Genomic DNA, 20,740 nt, shown 5'->3' with positions numbered 1-20,740 from the left:
AAGTAAAATATATGAAAAAATTATACCAATTAAGTTCAGTATTGTTTGCAGTTTTATTTGCGTTATCTTCCAGTTTGCATGCACAGAATGCAAAAGTTCAAATTGATAAAAATAAAACTTACCAGAAAGTTACCGGTTTTGGAGGTTTTGTATGCAGTCCACAGTTTGGATATAATTACATGTCAACTGACGAAATTAAAAAAATGTGGGGAACAAATAGTGATGCCGGTTATACTATTATGCGTCTTTATATTCCCGGAGAAAGTAACTGGTCTTCAACTCTTGCCACTGCAAAATTGGCCAAGAATGAGCTGGGATTAACGATTTTTGCAAGTCCCTGGACAATGCCGGCAGAATGGAAAACAAATAACAGTGAGGTTGCAGTTTTTACTGATGAAAACGGAGTTAAGCAAATTGGCTATCTAAAAGAAGAACATTATGAGGATTATGCATTGTATCTTAATCGGTATGTAACCTATCTTCGTGATAATGGTGTGGAACTTGATTATATTTCGATTCAAAATGAACCAGATGAAATGGCAACGTATCAGGGTTGTATCTGGACACCGGTACAAATAGCTACTTTCGTTAAAAATTATGGTCATCTTATTAATTGTAAAGTTATTGCGCCTGAAAGCGTTGGTTATTCAGATTCTTTTGCAAATGCTTTTCTTGATGCTGATGTCATGCAGAATTTTGAAGTTTACGGCGTTCATCAATATGGTGGTATCCAGTCCAAATACAAACAATTTCAAAATTACAATAAGCAGATATGGATGACAGAGTATCTCATTAACTGGAATTCCGGAGGTACGGTTCGTGATTTCAATTGGGGAATTGATGCTTTTAGTTTCGCAAATAGTGTCAATGATGCAATCCTAGGAAACGTTAATGCCTGGATTCACTACGCTACTAAGCGATATTATGCTCTGATGGGTGATGGATCAAACGGAACAGTAGCCGGAGAAATTACCAAAAGAGGCCACATACTTTCGCAATATGCAAAATTCACCACAGGTACAACACGTATAGAAGCAACATGGAGTGACGCTACTGCACAGCTTAAAGGTTCTTCATACATCAATGATGCCGGCGATAAAATTGTTCTTACTATAATTAATCCATCACAGAATACCTATAATCTAACTGTAGATTTGCCATTTTATGCTGTAAAAGGTACTAAAACAATAACCACTCAGAGTATTGATTTACAAAATACTGCGATTAATTTTGCAGAAACATTCCGTCCGGTAGTGAGTATTGATCCTTCTAGTTTTATTACTTTAACTTTTGAAAAGAGCAAAGACAGGATCGCTTCACAAATGACAAGTAAAGAAGTTCATTACGCTAAGATCGAAAACCAGTCTGTTACAAATCCTGCGTTTGGAACAACATACCAGATTAGTGGTAAAACCATAACATTTGCAAACGCAAATCCGATGATAAGTGCTAATATGACCGATGCTAATGGATATTTGAAATTAGACAATCGTTATAATAAACTTATAGTGCATGTTAAAAGCTTCACTACTGCAAACCAGGCTAATACTGACAATACAACACTTTATTATATCAATGATAATGGTGAGGTAAAGTCTAAAAACTATGGAAAATTCAATTTTCCTACCGGAGTTGAATTTGATTTGACATTTGATATTTCAAAAGCTGTTTTAACGGATGGATGTACCGGAATTATTGGCCTGCGAAATTCTAATTACAGTTCAGTACTTACTTTAAACTTAGGTGATGTATATTTTAATATTGCTGATGAAAAAGCAGCCGAATTTGGCGGTACATATTCAGAAGATGACAGTCTTTTAATGGATGCACTGGAAAGCACCAAATATGTGTCATTAGATTTTAGAAATGCGACTGGTATAAGTTCATCTCAGGACTGGCATTTCAAATCAGCCAATAAAAACAGTATCTTTTATGTAACTGCAAATAATACTTCGACCAATGTAATATCTGGTACGGTATGCAATAATTTGAATCTTACGGATCAGGGAGGTGATTTTAATGTTCCTTTCACATTTTCAGCTACAGCAGCAACCTTTACCAAAACAATTGCAGATTACGATGTTTTGGTGCTTCCATTTGAAGCCATTATACCTCAGGGTGTTACAGCTTATACAATGCAGCCATCATCTGCTAAAATAATATGTAATCAAATTGAAAGTACAATTCCGGCCAATACGCCTGTTTTATTGAGTGGTTCAGGTACATTCGTTTTTAATGGTACCCGAAATGTTTCAACACCAAAGGCTTTAACTGTTAATCAGATGAATCCGGTTTACATTGGTATTAAAGCTCCTGCCGGAAGTTACACATTGAAAACGGTAAATAATGTTACGGCATTTTATCCTGTAACTGTTGGAAGTGAGCCCTTAATTTCCTCATTCCGCTTTTACTTAAGTGAAAAAAGTGGATATAATGCTGCGGTTCTTCCTTTTGAGTTTAATACATTAAGTACAAATAAGAAAGAATTCAGCAAGGCGGATTTCACATTATATCCAAATCCTGCAGTAGAGGAAATTTTTGTTGATATGCTTTCTTCTGATTTTGATTATAAAATTTTCAATATCCAGGGAAGTTTAGTGAACTCAGGGACTTTGAAAAACGGCAATACCAAAATAACAATAGAATTATTGCCTGCCGGAGTTTATTTTATTAATGGAACAAACGGTCAGTCTAAAATAGTGAAGAAGTTTATAAAGAAATAAGACTTAAGTTTGAGACCATTATTAAAAAAAATAATAATTATCAGTAAATTATAAAGCAGAAACGGAACAATATTTTACCCTGCGATATCAATCATCGCAGCATCGCAGGGTTTTAGTTTTAATAAAACAAGCTTTCTTATCTGCTTGCTCCCGAAAGGTAAAATGATTACAAATGATAATTTTACATCTTAATAATGCTAATTTTATATCTTCTGGAAATAATGATTCGAAACTCAATACTTATGAGAATATATTTAATTAATAGTATGAAAAATGTTTTTTTGAGGTATAAAATTTTAGGTTTTGTACTAATGTTGTTTATAGGGTCTTCTGCTGCAGCCCAAATGCAGTTGTTTGATTTAAAGCAGGTAAGGTTAAAAGATGGAATCTTTAAAAATGCTCAGGATGTAGATCTTAAGTACATTTTAGAACTGAATCCTGACAGACTTTTAGCCCCTTATCTAATAGCTTCTGATATACCTGTAAAGGCAGAACGATACGGGAATTGGGAAAGCATAGGACTTGACGGGCATATAGCCGGACATTATCTTTCTGCACTGGCTATGATGTATGCTTCAACCGGGGATACAACTCTTAAAAATCGTTTAGATTACATGATTGAAGAACTGGCTTTATGTCAGGACAAAAATGGTAATGGATATGTAGGCGGTATTCCTCAGGGAAAGGTTTTTTGGGATAGAATTCATAATGGAGATATCGATGGGAGTAATTTTGGGCTAAATAATACCTGGGTGCCACTGTATAACATCCATAAACTTTTTGCGGGTTTAAATGATGCTTATCACTATGCTGGTAATGAAAAAGCAAAAGATATTTTAATAAAACTTGGAGACTGGTTTATAGAACTAATCCGTCCGCTTTCTGATGAGCAGATACAGAATATATTAAAAACGGAGCATGGAGGAATAAATGAATCTTTTGCCGACCTGTACATTATTACTAAAAACAAAAAGTATCTTGAAACAGCTGAAAAAATTTCGCACTTAGCCCTACTGAATCCACTCATTAAAAAGGAAGACAAGTTAACAGGATTACATGCCAATACTCAAATTCCAAAAGTGATTGGTTTTGAAAAAATTGCCGCTCTTTCAAATAAAAAAGAATGGTCAGATGCAGTTGAGTTTTTTTGGGAAAATGTTACCCAAAAGCGGAGCGTTTCTTTTGGAGGAAATAGTTTTGCAGAACATTTTAATCCTACTGATGATTTTAGTGGTATGATAAAATCAAACCAGGGACCGGAAACGTGTAACTCTTATAATATGGAGCGTTTAGGCAAAGCTTTATTTCTTGATAAAAATGATGTCTCTTACCTTGATTTTTATGAGCGTACACTTTATAATCACATTTTGTCAAGTCAGCACCCTAAAAAAGGTGGTTTTGTTTATTTTACACCTATCAGGCCTAATCATTATCGAGTATATTCTCAACCGGAGACAAGTATGTGGTGCTGTGTAGGTTCCGGGCTTGAAAATCATTCAAAATACGGAGAATTAATTTACAGTCATACAGGTGACGATCTTTTTATAAATCTCTTTATTTCATCAACGTTAGACTGGAAAGAAAAGGGAGTTTTTATAGAACAAAGCACAAAATTCCCATATCAGAATAGTACAGATATTAGTTTAAAACTTAAAAAAGATAAAACATTTTCACTGAATATCCGCTGTCCGGAATGGGCTCAGAATTTTGAAATTTTCATTAATGGAAAAATTCAGGATATAGAAGCCAAACCATCTGCTTATTTAAGGCTAAAAAGAAAATGGAAATCAGGCGACCAGATTACGGTTCAATTCAAAACTTCCATACATTTAGAAACTTTACCCGATGGTTCAAATTGGAGTGCTTTTGTCAACGGTCCCATTGTATTGGCAGCTAAAACATCAAACAAGGATTTAGACGGATTATTTGCAGATGACAGCCGTATGGGACATGTGGCATCCGGAAAATATTATCCTCTTGATCAGGCTTATGCAATGGTAGGAGAAAAGGCTGATTATCTGGCAAAACTCAAGGATTTAGGAAATATGCGTTTTCGTCTCGATTCATTAGAGTTAGAACCTTTTTTTGAAGTGCATGACTCTCGTTATCAAATGTATTTTCAGAGTTATACCAAAGAACAGTATAAAGAAAAGCATGAATTATTAAAGCAGCAGGAAATTGAGGCTCTGGCTTTAGAATCAAAAACGATAGATAAGATTAATTGCGGTGAACAGCAGTCAGAAGTTGATCATCGTTATAAAGGTGAAAAAAGTGATTCAGGTTACGATGATACAAAATCATGGAGGAGTACCCGCTCTTATATTTCCTATCAGTTATTAAATAAAAATAAGTCAGGAAAGTTTTTGGATATCAGTAGTATAAATGAATTTAAAACAGAGAACATCAAAATTCTTATAAACGAGAAACCGGCAAATGTAATCTTTGTGAAAGATAAAGTAATAAGACTAAGTATAGATCAGATTGAAACAGTAGATATTAAAATAGTAACTAATCCGGGCAGTAATAGTCCAAAGTTTTATCAGTTTAGAATTTTAAAAGATTAAAAAAAGAATATTTTTTGACGTAATCCTGAAATTGAAAAATCTATAAAGATTTCAGAAAGTAAATGTTTGAGAATTTATAGACTAAATAGCATTGTATCCATTCAAATACACAAATTATGAAAATCAGTTTCGTTATAATCAGTTTACTATTTGTTTTTAATGCCAACGCACAACAATATCCTTTTAAGAATCCATCTCTTAGTTCAGAAGAACGGGCAAAGGATTTAATTTCAAGATTAACCCTTGAGGAAAAAGCAGCACTAATGTGTGATCAAAGTGATGCAATACCAAGGCTCGGGATTAAAAAATTTAATTGGTGGAGTGAGGCTTTGCACGGCTATGCTAATAATGATAATGTAACTGTTTTTCCTGAACCTATTGGTATGGCAGCTTCATTTGACGATTTGTTAGTCTATAATATTTTTAACGCAGTTTCGGATGAAGCACGGGCAAAATACAATCAATGGATACAAGACGGTAACGAAAACAAACGCTTTTTAAGTCTTTCGGTTTGGACACCTAATGTAAATATTTTCAGGGATCCCCGCTGGGGGCGAGGTCAGGAGACTTATGGTGAAGACCCGTATCTAACCTCGCGAATGGGAGTTTCAGTTGTTAAGGGACTTCAGGGGCCGGCAGATGCTAAATACCGTAAGCTTTTAGCCTGTGCAAAACATTTTGCCGTTCATTCTGGGCCAGAGTGGAGCAGGCATGAATTGAATTTAAACAATGTAAATCCACGGGAATTGTACGAAACGTATCTCCCGGCATTTAAATCGCTGGTACAGGATGCAGATGTTAGGCAGGTGATGTGTGCATACCAGCGCTTAGATGATGAGCCGTGTTGCAGCAATACCCGTCTTTTGCAGCGTATTCTTCGTGATGAATGGGGATTTAAATATCTGGTTGTTTCAGATTGTGGCGCAGTTACAGATTTTTATACTACACATAAAGTTTCGTCAGACGCAGTACACGCAGCATCTAAGGCTGTACTTGCTGGTACGGATGTGGAATGTGTATGGGAAAAATATCCATTTAAAAATTTGCCGGAAGCGGTTAATAAGGATTTAATAAAGGAAGCTGATATAGATAAAAGCCTGCTTCGGGTGTTAATTGGTCGCTTTGATTTAGGAGAAATGGATGATGATAAAATAGTGCCTTGGGCTCAAATACCAGCATCTGTGCTTAATAGCAAAGAACATCAGCAGTTAGCACTTGAAATGGCCCAGAAATCAATGACACTTTTGCAAAACAAAAACAACATTCTTCCTTTAAATAAAACAAATAAAGTGGCACTTATAGGGCCGAATGCAGATAATGAACCGATGTTGTGGGGAAACTACAACGGAACGCCGGTCAAAACAATTACCATCAAAAGTGGAATAGAATCAAAAGTTTCGGCAAATAATATAGTGTATGACAAAGCCTGTGATTTAGTGGAAGACAAGGTTAATCAAAGTTATTTTGAACAGATTTCATTTGAAGGAAAAAAAGGCATGAAAGCTACTTATTGGAATAATCCAAACAGGGAAGGGAATAGTGTTATATCACAGTACATTTTAAATCCGATAAAAATGACAACTGCCGGACAGCATGAATTTGCTTCGGGAGTTAAATTAGAAGGATTTTCAGCAAAATATGAAACAGAATTTTCAGCGAAAACCAATGACACTCTTGTTTTTAAGACTGGAGCTACCGGTGCTTTCGAATTATTGGTTGATGGTAGATCCATAGCAAAATATACCAACTGGCGCACCATTCCCGGTAATATTCCTTTTCCGGTTGAAGCTGGCAAAAAATATAAGATCGAAATTCTTTTTGCACAGTCAAATAATTGGCAGGCCAATCTGGAATTCGATTTTGGAAAAGAACATGATATAGATTTTGGGGCTTTAATTCAAAAACTGAAAGGTGTTGATACCGTAATATTTGTTGGTGGACTTTCCACTCTGCTTGAAGGGGAAGAAATGCCTGTTTCTTATCCTGGTTTCAAAGGCGGAGACAGGACTAATATAGAACTTCCAGCTGTTCAGAGAAAATGTTTGCAAGAACTTAAGGCTGCAGGCAAAAAAGTAATTTTTGTAAACTGCTCGGGTTCTGCAATTGCTTTAACCCCGGAGACAGAGAGCTGTGATGCAATTTTGCAGGCATGGTATCCGGGCGAATCTGGTGGGCAGGCTGTTGCTGATGTTATTTTTGGAGATTATAATCCTGCAGGAAAACTGCCTGTCTCATTTTATAAAAATTCAGATATACTTGGAGATTTTGAGGACTATTCAATGAAAGGGCGTACTTACAGATATACAAATAATGTTTTGTTTCCGTTTGGTTTTGGTTTAAGTTACTCTAATTTTAATATTGGCAAAGCAAATCTGAGTAAAACAAAAATAAGAGCGAATGAAAACACACAATTGAGCTTACAAATAAAAAATATTAGTAAACGTGAAGGAACAGAAATTGTCCAAGTTTATGTTCGAAAAGTAAATGATACAGACGGTCCTCTAAAAACTTTGAAAGGTTTTAAAAAAATCAGTTTAAAAGCTGGGGAAAGTCAAAATATTACTATTGATTTGCCATCTTCTTCGTTTGAGTTTTATGATTCTAATAGCAGGGCGATGAGTGTAACTCCTGGTGAATATGAGGTATATTATGGTGCTAGTTCAAATGATAAAGATTTAAAAATGACTAAGCTGATTGTTCAGTAATTGTATTTTATAAATGTTTTTAAATCATAAAAGTAATCCAGTATCATTTTTTTAATATTAATAACACTCAAGAACTAGATAATCATTCGGTCAAACGCAGTTTTACTTATTCTTGAATCCATTTTTGTTACATTTATAATAAGAAAAAAAGTTGCCTTTCGCAACTTTTTTTCTTTACTAAGCAAAGTATTTTTTAATATCAGGCAATGGTGTTATTTTACATTCACAGGTAAACTACTCACAATATCTTTGGCTGATGTTGCGGTATAAAGCATAAATTCACCAGGTTCGATTTTCCATCCGGAACTTTTCTCATCGTAGAAAGCCAGATCTTTTACTTTCACTTTTAAGTCCACAGTTTTTTGTTCTCCAGGAGCAAGGAATATTTTATCAAAAGCTTTTAATTCCTTTTTAGGTCTTAGAACAGATGCATTAGTTTGTCCAACATACAATTGAACGACTTCAGCACCGTTTGATTTTCCTGTATTTTTAATGTTGAATTTAACTGTTATTTCGTCATTAACGTTATAAACTTTTTTGTCAGATGTAACATTAGAAATTTCAAAAGAAGTATAAGATAACCCATAACCAAAAGCATGTTGAGGCTCAATTTCTTTAGTGTCGAACCAGCGATACCCTACCAGAATATCTTCATCATAATTTACTTTCAAATCGTGTCCCGGATAAGCTCCTAATGCATGGGCAGGAGACTGGCTTAAAGTAACTGGAAGAGTAAATGGCAGTTTTCCTGAAGGAAATTCTTTACCACTCAATACATCAGTAATAGCATTACCTGCTTCCATTCCGCCATACCATCCCCATACTAATGCTGGAACGCGGGATTCAATGCCCGCCAGTTCAAGTGGTGATCCTGCAATAATTACGACAATCGTTTTAGGATTTGCTTTAGCTACTTCCTGAATCAAAGTCTCTTGTCCGTATGGCAATCGCATATGCAGTCTGTCAAACGATTCTGAATCAAAATCATGGTTTAAACCTGCAAAAACGATTGCTACATCAGATTTTTTGGCTTGCGCCACGGCTTCATCAATTAATTTCCAGTCTACTTTATCGGTATTTAATTGACCTGCACTGCTTCTTTCAACAACATGGGATTGTTTTTCATAACCCTGTGCAAAATTGATCTGCATCGATTTGCCGTATTTCCTGGTCATAGCCTGAAGTGGGGTAACCTCATATAAAGCCTTGATTTCTGAACTAAAGCCACCTTCACAATGCGTACGGGTTGCATTGTCACCAATAATAGCGATTGATTTTATGACACTCATGTTCAAAGGCAGTGTTTCCTTTTCGTTTTTTAATAAAACAATAGCTTCTACAGCAGAACGATAGGCTGCCTCCTGGTGCTCTTTTGTATTTATAGCACCTTTTACACGCGTTTCAGGATCTAAAACTTTGGTTTTGATCATGACTCTCAGAATGTTTGCCACTTTTTCATTAACTACGCTTTCTTTTACACGTCCTTCTTTTACCGCTTTAATCAAAGGATCAGCAAAGTACCAGTCATTGTAGTTTTCTTTTTCGGTTCCCATTTCTAAGTCCAGCCCAGCCAAAGCTGCTTTTTCTGTACTGTGTACAGCATCCCAGTCAGACATGTAAACACCTTTGAAATTAAATTCATTTCGTAAAATTGTACGTCCCAAATAAGTATTCTCGGTACAATATTCGCCTCTGAATTTATTATAAGCACCCATAACTCCTAACGTTCCGGCATCAACAACTGAAGCTTTAAAACCCGGTAAATAAATTTCTCGTAAAGCCCTTTCACTCATTGTTACATCTACTACAAAACGATTTTCTTCCTGATTATTGGCTACGAAATGTTTTACACAAGCTGCAACATCTTTTGTTTGTAAAGCCTTGATATAATTTATTGAAAGTTGAGAAATAAGAAAAGGATCTTCGCTCAAATATTCAAAGTTTCGACCACAGAGCGGAGAACGGATAATATTGATTCCCGGGCCAAGCAAAACATCTTTTTTACGAAAACGGGCTTCTTCACCTAAAACAAATCCACGCTGTTTAGCCAGATTTAGATTCCAGCTTGCCGCCATAGCTGTTCCGGGAGGAAAAGAGGTAGAGAAATCATCGGTTTGACCTGTGTATTTCCAGTTATGACGGTTCATTTCAGCCCTGACTCCGTGAGGACCGTCAGATAAAGCCCATTCCGGAATACCAAGATGTTTTATTTCTGAAGTGTAAAATTTAGAATTCCCATGCAGCATACCGACTTTTTCTTTCAAAGTCATTTTCTTAATTAACTGTTGAATTCTTTTTTCAACAGCATTATTATCTGTTTGTGAAAAAGAACTTTGAAATGCTGAAAACAAAACAATAGCCATAAATCGTAATCTCATTTTTTATGTTTTAGAAACCCTTAATTGGTTAAATTAAATAATCTTTTTAATGATAAATTCGGAAATAAACCCGATTAAAGTTTTCAAAAGTAGCCGAATGAAAGGTATTGGAATCATACAAATCGCGCATTTTATATAATAAATGAAGCAGACTTAAATAAAAAAAGCTAAATTTTTAAAGCTGGATAAAAACTTTAATTTAATACGGATGTTTTACATGATTTCAGTTGAATTCTTTTATCTTTTTAAGGATTAGGCTCCATCAAATGATTGGTCGATATTTCACCGCTAGGGATTGGCCAGATATAATTGCTGCTTGTTGGCAGTACCAATGGAGCTGTACCGATAGCCCCTTTTTTGGCAGGCAGGGTTTGTACTTTTCTTTGCAAATCCATTAATCGGAAACCTTCTCCTAAAAGTTCAATGTTTCTTTCTTTTTGTATGGTCGCAATCAGGACTTCTTTGGTTGCAATCTCATTTTCGGGAAAAACATAACCAGGATCTGCGCGGTTTCTTACCGCTTTCAGCAATGCTTTCGATGTTTCTAAATCATTGGTATGAGCAGCTGCTTCGGCATAATTTAATAGTATTTCAGCATAGCGAATTACAGGAACATAGTCCCTAAAAGGTGCTGTTGTGACACTGAATTTCTTTAATACTTTTTGATTCGCTGCGCTTTTACCAATAAGACCCGAACGGGCATCAGTTGCTGAGCTGAATACCGGATCACTCACAATACCTTCCGCAGCCAAAAAAATAATGGGCTGTGCTAAATAATTATATGCCAATGAGTATTGTGCAGAAGGCGTTTCGGTTGTTGAGTTCGCGAATGGAATAGAAAAAATGGCTTCAGTTCCGGTATAGCTCCCTCCAAAAATAGCAGTATAATTCGTTTCTAATTTATGGGTTAAATTTCCTTCTGTATATTGAAAAGGGACGGTAGAAGAAACGATTTTTTCAGATTCTGAAATTACTTTCTCAAAATTATTCTGAACCAATAATACCCTTGTTTTTAAGGCAATTGCAGTACATTTTTTAGCTCTGGAAGTATTCAGTAATGGTGTAGAGTAACTAACAGGCAAATCTCCTTCGGCTTCATCTAAATCTTTTAGAATTTGGATGTACACCATTTCTACGGAGCTTCTGGCCAAATCATTATTGCCGGATGTCGTAATTGGTGTTAATCGCAAGGGCAGACCTAAAGAACTTTTGTCCTGATTATAAGGTTTGGCATAGGTCTGAACCAAATTAAAATAGCACAGGGCACGCACAAATTTGGCTTCTGCGATATAGTTTTTAGCCAGTTCCTTTGAAATTACCGTAGTTTCATTCATTTTACTGATTAAAATATTCGATGCATTAATAGCAGTATATCCAACGGACCAGACATTATTTACAAAGTCATTTGTTGATGCTACGTTTTGATTCCATACGGCAGATCCGGTTGCTGCATTTCCATCATTCTGCCCAAATTGATCCGCGCGCTGTTCATTAAAAACAATGAATCGCCCACCATAAAAACTTTGATTTTGCAGTTGCTTGTATAAATTATTGGTCTGAGCTAAAATTTTAGCCGGAGTGCTAAATGCAATTGACTCGGGAATACTGGTTTCAGGCTCCGTGTCTAATAAATCGTCATTGCAGGCTGAGGTGAATAATAAAACAACCCAACTGATTAAAATATATTTTTTCATTGTTTTTGCTTTTAATTAAAATCCAATATTCAACCCCAAAGTATATACCTGGGCATTTGGTGGGACATTCTGATCTTTTCCGGAATTAATAGAGTTTCCATTGATAGAAACTTCAGGGTCAGAACCTCTGTATTTGGTAAAGGTGTACAGGTTATTTCCCTGTAAATACACATAAATTGAACTGAATGTATTTTTTAGAAAAGATGCTTCTAATGGCACATTGTATCCTAAAGAAAGATTTTTCAGCTTTACAAAAGAGCCGTCTTCTACTTTTGACGTGCTTGAAAAAGAAAAACCTGCCGAAACATTATCGCCATAATACAACTTTTGGATATCCGTAATCTGACCAGGAGTTGTCCATCTGTTTTTTATAAATTCGCCATTGTTAAAATAACGCTGGTCTGAATTGGTGGCGCGCGTTCCGTTGTAGAGTTTGTTTCCTTGTGAGAAAGTCAGGTTTACAGCTAAAACAAAATTTTTATAATTAAAAGTATTGTTCAATCCTCCAAAGAGTTTTGGCAATGAAGGGCCTTGTATAACACCATCTTTATAATTGTCTATTGCCGGGGCAGCACTGCCATCGAGATAAGTCCATTTTGGTGAACCAATATGATTGTACTGTACTTCTTTGCCTTCGCTGTTTATGAAGATCATTTGTCCATTCTCGGGATTCACACCTTTGTTTGGCACCGCAAAAACAGACCCGATTGAATAGCCTACTCTGGTCATGTTTTGTACCCCAAATACGCTCGGCACAAATACATCACTGGCTAATGAAGTTACTTTATTTTTAAGTGTAGAAAAATTTAAATTTATATTCCAATTAAAATCCCTCGCAGTAACAGCAAGCGCATTTATTCCGATTTCATATCCGGTATTGTACATACCGCCCACATTTTCGTTGATATAATTATTCGGAATTCCTGCAGAAAGTGACTGTGGGGTTTTCAGGATTAAATCCCTGATTTTATTGTTGTAATAATCGAACTCTACTGAAATACGATTGTTTAGCATAGCGAAATTCAATCCCAAATCAAGTTTTGAACTCGTTTCCCATTTTAGATTTGGATTAGCAGTTTGCGAATAGCCCAATGTTGGTGCGCCTCCATAAGTAGATGAATTATAAGCTCCAATGGAAGGGTAGTTTCCTATTTCGCTATTTCCTACAATTCCGTAACTCGCCCTGAGTTTTAAGTTATCCAGAAATCCCTTTAGTTTTGAATCATTAAAAAAAGATTCTTCCAGCAGATTCCAGCTTACAGATCCTCCCCAAAAACTACCATATTTATTTCCTTCAGACAATGCAGATAAACCATCAATTCTATAATTTAAGGTCAGGAAGTATTTGTTTTTATAATTGTAGTTTAAGTTAGTAAAATAAGACACTAAGGCATTTTCTGAAAGGTCGTTGCCAATTGGTGAAATATTAGCATAACTTCCTTGGTAATTTTTATAATAAGTGTCGGTTACATTGCTTTGTGTTGCTCCCCAGCTTTCGAAAGTGGTTTTAATTCTTTCATAACCAGCCAAAATCATCAAATTATGATCCTCGTTAAAAGAATTTTTATAAGTTATGGTATTTGCCCAGTCGGTTCTTGATAAATCAGTAGCGATATTGGTTGCTACTCCGTTGTAAGCGGCACCTCCTCCGTGAAGTGGATTTAAAAACAACTTGTTTTCGAGTCCAATACTATTCAAACCAAAACTCGTTCTGAAAATTAGCTTTTTGGTGATATCAAACTCTCCATATACATTGCCTAAGAGCGATTTACTAATTGAAGTAGTCAGATCAAGTTCCTGGACCATCGCTAAGTTGTAGGCATTGATTGTACCAATAATTGACGGAATATTAGCTCCATAGCCTACACTTATACCATTCTGAATACTATAAGATCCGTCAGGATTATAAACGGGTACGTTCGGAGGTAAAACATACGTCATTCTGCCTAAAGGTTCATTCGTAATATACTCTGTATTATAGGTTGATGAAGATAAAGTGTTACCGGCAACAGCACCCGTATTTGGCCCAACATTTTTTGCGTTGCTGTAAGAAAGATTCACTCCGGCTCTGATAAACTTATTAAGCTCATGACTAATGTTTAATCGTGTCATGTAATTTTGAAAGGTGTTATTTTTTATAAAACTATTTTGATTGGTATAGTCTAATGAAAAATAGTATTGAGTCGTTTCATTGCCTCCGGAAACATTAATGTTATGGTTGCTGGAATACCCTGGTTCATAAGCGACATCATACCAATTCGTATCTACAGTACTACCGTCAGCATTTTGAGAAAGAAAAAAACCGGGTGCTTTACCTGCATTAACCAAAGCTTCATTTTTTATCATGGTGTAATCCTCCGCATTTAATAATTTAGGCAGATTGTAGGGTGTGCTTCGACTGAACCAGGTGTTATAATTAAATCTGGTTTTACCCTTTTTGCCTTTTTTGGTAGTAATGACCATCACACCATTTGCTGCTCTTGATCCGTATATAGCTGAAGCAGAAGCGTCTTTCAATACATCCACAGAGGCAATATCATTGGGATTGATTCCGGATAACGGATTGTTACCAATAAATCCACCCAATGATCCGGTAAAAACCGCAATCCCATCTACTACTATTAAAGGGAAAAGACCGGATGTAATAGTGTTTAAACCCCGAACCCTAATGACAGGTGTGTTATTCAATACGCTTGTAGACTGAATTACATCAATTCCGGTTCCCTGACCGCCTAATAACTGATCGAAGCTGGTAGTAGGCCGGTTCTGTAATTGCTTTGCTGAAATTGTGGAAACTGAACCTGAAAATTCAGATTTTTTTTGCGACAAATAGCCACTCGAAATCAGGACTTCATCTAACTGATTTGATTCTTTATTTAGTTTAACTGTCACTAAATCAAATGAGCGTACCACAATTTCATGCGTCGTATATCCAATATAACTCAGCTTTAATGTTAATGGTAATTTTTGATTTTCAATAACAAATTCACCCTCTTCGTTAGTAATAACTTCTTCAGTTTCCGACTGAACTCTTACACCATTTAAGGGTATATTATCTTTAGCATCTATAACTTTTCCTTTTATGTTTTGCTGTTGAGCAAAAAGCTGTACAGTAAGAAAAAAGAAAAAGAGGAGCATTAATTTTAAATGTTTTTCTAATACCATATTATTAAATATTGATTTTATTTTAAATTATTCAGAAGCTATTCGATAGCTGTCCTATGCTCTACATTTTGCGGAACATCGTGTTCTTGGTTTAAAATTTGATGATTGCCTGTTTGAATTGTTGTCACAAATTTGTCCTGCTCTTTTTTCAATTTGATTGCAGCATAATAATCCTCATTGTATTTTCCGGAAATCACTAGTGCACCAGCAACCAGAACAAGATTTTTGATAATATACTGACCTGCCATCGTAGGCTCGAAAGGGAAATTCTCAAAACAGCTCGACTGCACAATAAAAATAGGAGTGAGGGTGGCTATCATGTGAAGTAAGAGCAAGAGGATAGTTTCGGGAATCCATTTTCTTATAAGCAACCCTAACCCGATAAAGACTTCACAAACTCCAAGTATTGGTATGAAGAATTCAGGTTTAAACCAAAAAACGGTTTTCTCTACTAAATCACCTGCAGGGCTGAGTCCGTATATTTTCAAAACGCCAAACCAAATGTAAATTGTTGCCAGTGCGATGCGCATCAGATTGACACTATGCTTTCCTATTTTATCACTTAATAAGAAATAGAAAAAGTTAAAGGTAGTTTTCATAATAATAGATTAATTAAGCATCGTTACTTTCATTTTTTTTCCTAAGCTAAAGCGATAAGAATATCCTATATTCAAAGAATAATCTGCAAATGCTGCATCACCTTGCACATGAACATATTTGGAAGGATCAGTAATAACCGAATTTTGAAGATTCTGGCTGGCAATATCTGCAGCACTCTGAATACGGTTTTTTACGATATTATAAGGTATAAACAAACTAAAATTATGTTTTCCGACATGATAAGAAAAACCATATTCTATTGCGATTACATATCCTGGACGACGATAAGCTACCTGTCCTCCAAAAGCATCATAAGCAGGAATACCTTCAATTCTTCCGGCAAGGGAAACATTAAAATTTTCTTTTTTGTCTATTCCTGCAGATATACCGGCTCTTGCAAAATATTGATCGGGACTGGCATATATTTCATATCCTTCCAGACCTGGCTTAGGAGCCGATTTGAATGTGCCATTTGATTCTTTTGGATTAAATAAATAATAACCGTTAGCAAATCCGTACAAGCGTCCTGTTAATTGTCTGAAAACTTGTGCCTCTATAGAAATTCCAATTCCGCCGTCACCGGGCTGGATGGCCTGGTCCATTACCACACTTTTCGTTGTGCCATCTGCTTGTGGTGCATCATCCATTCGGTCATGGCTTCCAGTATTTAATTTTAACCCGAGTCCCAACATTAAATTTCCTTTATGAGTCGTTTTTGGATCAAAAAACCAGTAATTTACACTTAGTCTTGCATCTGCAATACCTTGTGCATAAACACTGTATCTAAGTGTATCTTTTACAGGAGTTGTTTGTCGCAGAACCTGAGAACGCTCATTATGTACATAAGGTAAAGTGGCATTTATCTGGATTCTGCTGGTTATTCCGTACGAAAAATTGAAATCTACCGCATGCGAATAAATGTTTACGGCATTTCCTCTCTCCACACCGTTTTTGTCATGACCACCGCCTGAAGTCTGACGCTCTAATTGTTCTTCCTTGCCAACAAAATGCCGCCACGAATGAAAATAACGGTAATTTGTTCCTACCTGAAATTCACCTTCGTTTAAATTATAAGAACTGGCAGAATTCATGTAAAGACCACCCATTTGACGAACAGCGACACATCCCTGAGCAGATATTTTTTGCGCAGTAAAATTGATTAAAACAAATGTTATAAAAACAAATGCAGGATATAATGATAGTATTTTTTTCATGGTTTGATTGCTTTAATACAGTTAATAAGCATAGGATTGACAATCAGTTTTACAAATCTGACTGAACATAAAAAACAACATGATGGAATTTATTAATCTCAATGAAGCATTACCTAACTGGTCTGTTCCTAAAAGACGATTAAATGATTAAATATTTAGTGGTTGATTTTAGAAAATGAGATTTAATTATTTAGAAAACATGATACAAGGAGATAGAGTGCGCATCAATTAATAGAACAGACTTGAATTATTTAGCAATTGGTTAATCACAACTTTTGAGATGTTTCTCTATACCAAATTTCAGAAAAACAATCCCTTACAAGATCAAAAAGAGACCTTGTAAGTATTGTTTAACTTAATATCTGAAAGTGAAATATCCTGTTTGAAGAATTTCAATTTATATTAAATCTGTAAATATTTTAGACCAAATGCTATCGCCTATACATGTTGTATGAAGCTTCTAATTAATTCTGATCGTTTGTAAAAATGAATCGTTTTTGGTTATCAGAAAGTAATTTTTGTCTTTTACTTTAATTTTTTCCATGTTTTTCACATCTCCAGGAGTAAAGAATCCACTTTTAACTGCTGAAACCGGTGTAAATGCACCTTTGCCGTTTCCTTTTAAAAACAAGCCATGACCTGCATCGTTCCTTGGCGTTTCCACTTCAGAGTTAAACATATTGCCTGTAATTAAAGCATCAAGGTTACCATCCTTATCAAAGTCTTCAACCGCTATTTGATTGATACAGCTAATCTGCGCCTGAATAGGTAATTTATGAATGATAAATTTTCCATTTCTGTTTTCCAGATAGATACTTGCAAAAGATTTAACTTTATAATGTAAAGCTTCTTTAAGTGATTTTTCGGTATAAACATCAACAAGTGTTGCTTGTGAAAAACTTTCGTAGTCTTTGAATTTTTTCTTGATATTTGGAATTTGCTGAGAAGAACAGCCACGCCCACGCACCGGATATTGCTTGCCATCATTATAGTAGCTTAATACAATATCTTTGTGTTTGTCATTATCAAAGTCTTTTACAAAAATGTCAAAAGTTTCATTTGGAGTGGCCTGATATTTATAATTCAATCCGTTATTTCCAACAATATAATCCATGTCGCCATCCTTGTCAAAATCACCTTGCTGAATGCTCCACCACCATCCTGTAGTGTCATCAGTAAGCCCCATGTTTTTGGTAACTTCTTTGAAACCTGTTTTTGTATTTTGAAAAGCACGTATTGGCATCCATTCGCCAACAATAATGATGTCGTCTGATTTGTCATTATTAAAATCAGTTATTACAGCACTTGTTGCCATTCCTAAATTTATAAATTCTTTAGGGGCTTTTTTAGAAAGTTCAAATCGAGGCTGGTCAGCAGTACTGATATTATGTAGTAAATACGTGGTAGTGGGTGATGGATATTGTCCCGGGACTTGTCTTCCTAAAACCAAAAGATCTTTTTTTCCATCTTTATCAAAATCAATCGGATATACTTTTGAACTGCTTGTCAGCATCGTTGGCAGCACTCCTTTTGGCGCTTTGATAAAATCACCTTTTCCGTTATTCAGGTATAATCTGTCTTGTAGTTTTGAATCATTTATAAAAAATTCGTAGCCTCCGCTTACTACATATAAATCATTATCACCATCGTTATCAGCATCAAAAATCAATGAACCTGTATCTTCACTAAATTTATCTTCCTCCAGTGCCGGAACTTTTTTTTCTGTAAATCCATTTTGAGTTTGCAAAAATATTTTTCCGGTATAACCTGAGGAACCTCCAATGAAATAATCATCAAGACCGTCTTTATTCAGATCGCCAACACAAATAGTGGGTCCGAAAGTAGACATTTTATGAGGCAGCAAGACCTGATCTTTAAAATCATCGTATTTGTTCTCTTCATGTTTAAAAACCGGGAATACACCATTTTCTGTTTTGAAAAGAGTATTTTTTACAATTGTTTTTGCAGCTGTTTCTTCTTTCGCATCCTGTTCTTTGAAGTTTAGTGTTTGGTTTGCCTTCACATTATATAACTTTTGAACTTTACCGTTTGTCCAGACTACTTTTACTTCGTCGATAGTTTTGTCTTTTGCTAATCCAAAGTGCAATTCAGGAGAAACTGACGACTGAAAACCTCTTGTTAAAGTAAGTTCCTGCATCTGGGTTCCCTTTTTTGTTTTGATGTAAACACGGTTCCCTAAACCATAAGTGTTTTTTGAATTTCCTTTGAATTTTATCTTGATATAATTATTGATTTTAGAGCTTGAATTTTCAAAAACAGAGGCATAATCATCAATATTGTTTACTACCAAATCCAAATCGCCATCGTTATCCAAGTCAACATATGCAACACCATTTGAAAAGCCTTTGTATTCAATTCCCCATTTTTTATTAACCTGTTCAAAGTGCAAATTACCTTTATTCTGAAACATAAAATTATCGATTTTCTCAGATGGGATTTCCTGCGATTTTTTAAGAAGATCTTTAGGACGTTCTTTTAGAGCCTCAAAGCTGTTAAAGAAATCATTATTATTAATTTCTCTTCTGGTACCATTACTTACAAACAAATCTTTATTTCCGTCATTGTCAAAATCTGCGAATAATGGTCCCCAGCTCCAGTCAGTAGAGGAGGTTCCTGTAATACGGGATATGTTTCCAAAATGTGGTATTCCATTCTCTATAATTCCTGTATTTAACTGCATGCAATTGTGCATATATTGATAATTAAAATCGGCATCAACAACATCCCAAAAAAGCTGCGGATTCATACTGGACATATTTGCTTTTTTGCGACGATTATCTTTAGCATCCATATCTACCTGAAAAAGATCCAGATTTCCATCATTATTAAAATCAGAAATGTCTACGCCCATTCCATAAAAAGAATTATGTGCCATTGATTGTTTAACTACTTCCTTAAAAGTGCCATCCTGATTATTGATATACATGAAATCAGGAGAACTGAAATCATTTGAAACATAAATATCTGGCCAGCTATCATTATTTAAATCACCAATTGTGGCACTCAATGATAATCCATACGCTTTGACTCCTGCATCTTGGGTAACATTGACAAAATGATTACCATCATTTCGATACAAATGACCTGATTCATTATCTTTTACATTTATCATCATTTGTACATAAGCAAAAGTTGGAGAATTAAATTTGGTTGGAGGATAATTAGCTACAAATAAATCTAAATCTCCATCCTTATCATAATCAAAGAATGTTCCTTGTGTACTATCTCCAGCATCATCAATGCCATATTCTTTAGCTTTTTCTGTAAAGGTACCGTTACCATTATTAATGTATAATTGGTTATTCTTTGGTCCAAATTTTCCACTTACACTGCAATAAATGTCTAAAAAACCATCTCCGTTTACATCTGCCATAGTAACTCCATTGTACCAGCGGTCATCACCTCCAACACCTGCCTTTTTAGTGATATCTTCAAATTTTAGGTTTCCTTTGTTTAGATATAATTTATTAGGTACTTGATTTCCTGTAAAAAAGATATCTGCAAGCCCATCATTATTGATATCACCTGTAGCAACCCCTCCTCCCAGATATATATAATGGTACGTAAAGTAATTAAGAGAGTCATTTTCAGTTAAGTTATTGCTGAAATCAATTCCTGTATCGGTTGGGTTTAGCATTGAAAATATCTTTTCATCTGATTCTTTATTAGTGCAGTT

At 35.3% G+C, this 20,740-nt stretch carries 9 protein-coding genes; 3 read left to right on the top strand and 6 right to left on the bottom strand.

Annotation, left to right across the window (positions count from 1 at the left end; translation table 11 throughout):
• Positions 1-11: 11 nt before the first annotated feature.
• The 3 genes from OZP09_RS04180 to xyl3A all read left to right on the top strand — a co-directional run bounded on the left by OZP09_RS04180 (position 12) and on the right by xyl3A (position 7,992).
• Complete coding sequence (locus OZP09_RS04180) at positions 12-2,723, top strand: T9SS type A sorting domain-containing protein (protein ID WP_269236677.1); 2,712 nt, start codon at positions 12-14, stop codon at positions 2,721-2,723.
• 242 nt (positions 2,724-2,965) lie between these two features.
• The gene (locus OZP09_RS04175) at positions 2,966-5,287 is read left to right on the top strand and encodes a glycoside hydrolase family 127 protein (RefSeq protein ID WP_281310341.1); all 2,322 of its coding nucleotides are present in this window, start codon (positions 2,966-2,968) and stop codon (positions 5,285-5,287) included.
• Between the two features lie 116 nt (positions 5,288-5,403).
• Entirely contained in the window at positions 5,404-7,992 is a 2,589-nt protein-coding gene (gene xyl3A / locus OZP09_RS04170; protein ID WP_281310340.1) for a xylan 1,4-beta-xylosidase, read from the top strand.
• A gap of 212 nt (positions 7,993-8,204) precedes the next feature.
• On the opposite strand, the gene OZP09_RS04165 is transcribed toward xyl3A, so the two are convergent.
• From OZP09_RS04165 to OZP09_RS04140, 6 genes are all read right to left on the bottom strand, one after another.
• Positions 8,205-10,370 (bottom strand): beta-glucosidase, encoded by a 2,166-nt coding sequence (locus OZP09_RS04165; protein ID WP_281310339.1) that lies wholly within the window; start codon positions 10,368-10,370, stop codon positions 8,205-8,207.
• A 245-nt stretch (positions 10,371-10,615) separates the two neighbouring features.
• On the bottom strand, positions 10,616-12,064 hold the full coding sequence (locus OZP09_RS04160; protein ID WP_269236672.1) for a RagB/SusD family nutrient uptake outer membrane protein: 1,449 nt from the start codon (positions 12,062-12,064) through the stop codon (positions 10,616-10,618).
• Positions 12,065-12,079: 15 nt separating this feature from the next.
• Positions 12,080-15,229, bottom strand: a complete 3,150-nt coding sequence (locus tag OZP09_RS04155; RefSeq protein WP_281310338.1) for a SusC/RagA family TonB-linked outer membrane protein — start codon at positions 15,227-15,229, stop codon at positions 12,080-12,082.
• Between the two features lie 38 nt (positions 15,230-15,267).
• Complete coding sequence (locus tag OZP09_RS04150; protein WP_269236670.1) at positions 15,268-15,828, bottom strand: DoxX family protein; 561 nt, start codon at positions 15,826-15,828, stop codon at positions 15,268-15,270.
• 9 nt (positions 15,829-15,837) lie between these two features.
• Positions 15,838-17,043 carry a hypothetical protein gene (locus OZP09_RS04145; protein WP_281310337.1) on the bottom strand — a complete coding sequence of 402 codons (1,206 nt, stop codon included), beginning with the start codon at positions 17,041-17,043 and terminating at the stop codon, positions 15,838-15,840.
• Between the two features lie 460 nt (positions 17,044-17,503).
• Positions 17,504-20,701 carry a VCBS repeat-containing protein gene (locus OZP09_RS04140; protein WP_281310336.1) on the bottom strand — a complete coding sequence of 1,066 codons (3,198 nt, stop codon included), beginning with the start codon at positions 20,699-20,701 and terminating at the stop codon, positions 17,504-17,506.
• Positions 20,702-20,740 lie beyond the last annotated feature (39 nt).

This window comes from Flavobacterium flavigenum (genome assembly GCF_027111255.2).
Classification (GTDB): Bacteria; Bacteroidota; Bacteroidia; order Flavobacteriales; family Flavobacteriaceae; genus Flavobacterium; species Flavobacterium flavigenum.
The sequence above is the reverse complement of the archived record's forward strand: the minus strand, read 5'-3'. Positions and strand labels throughout refer to the sequence as shown.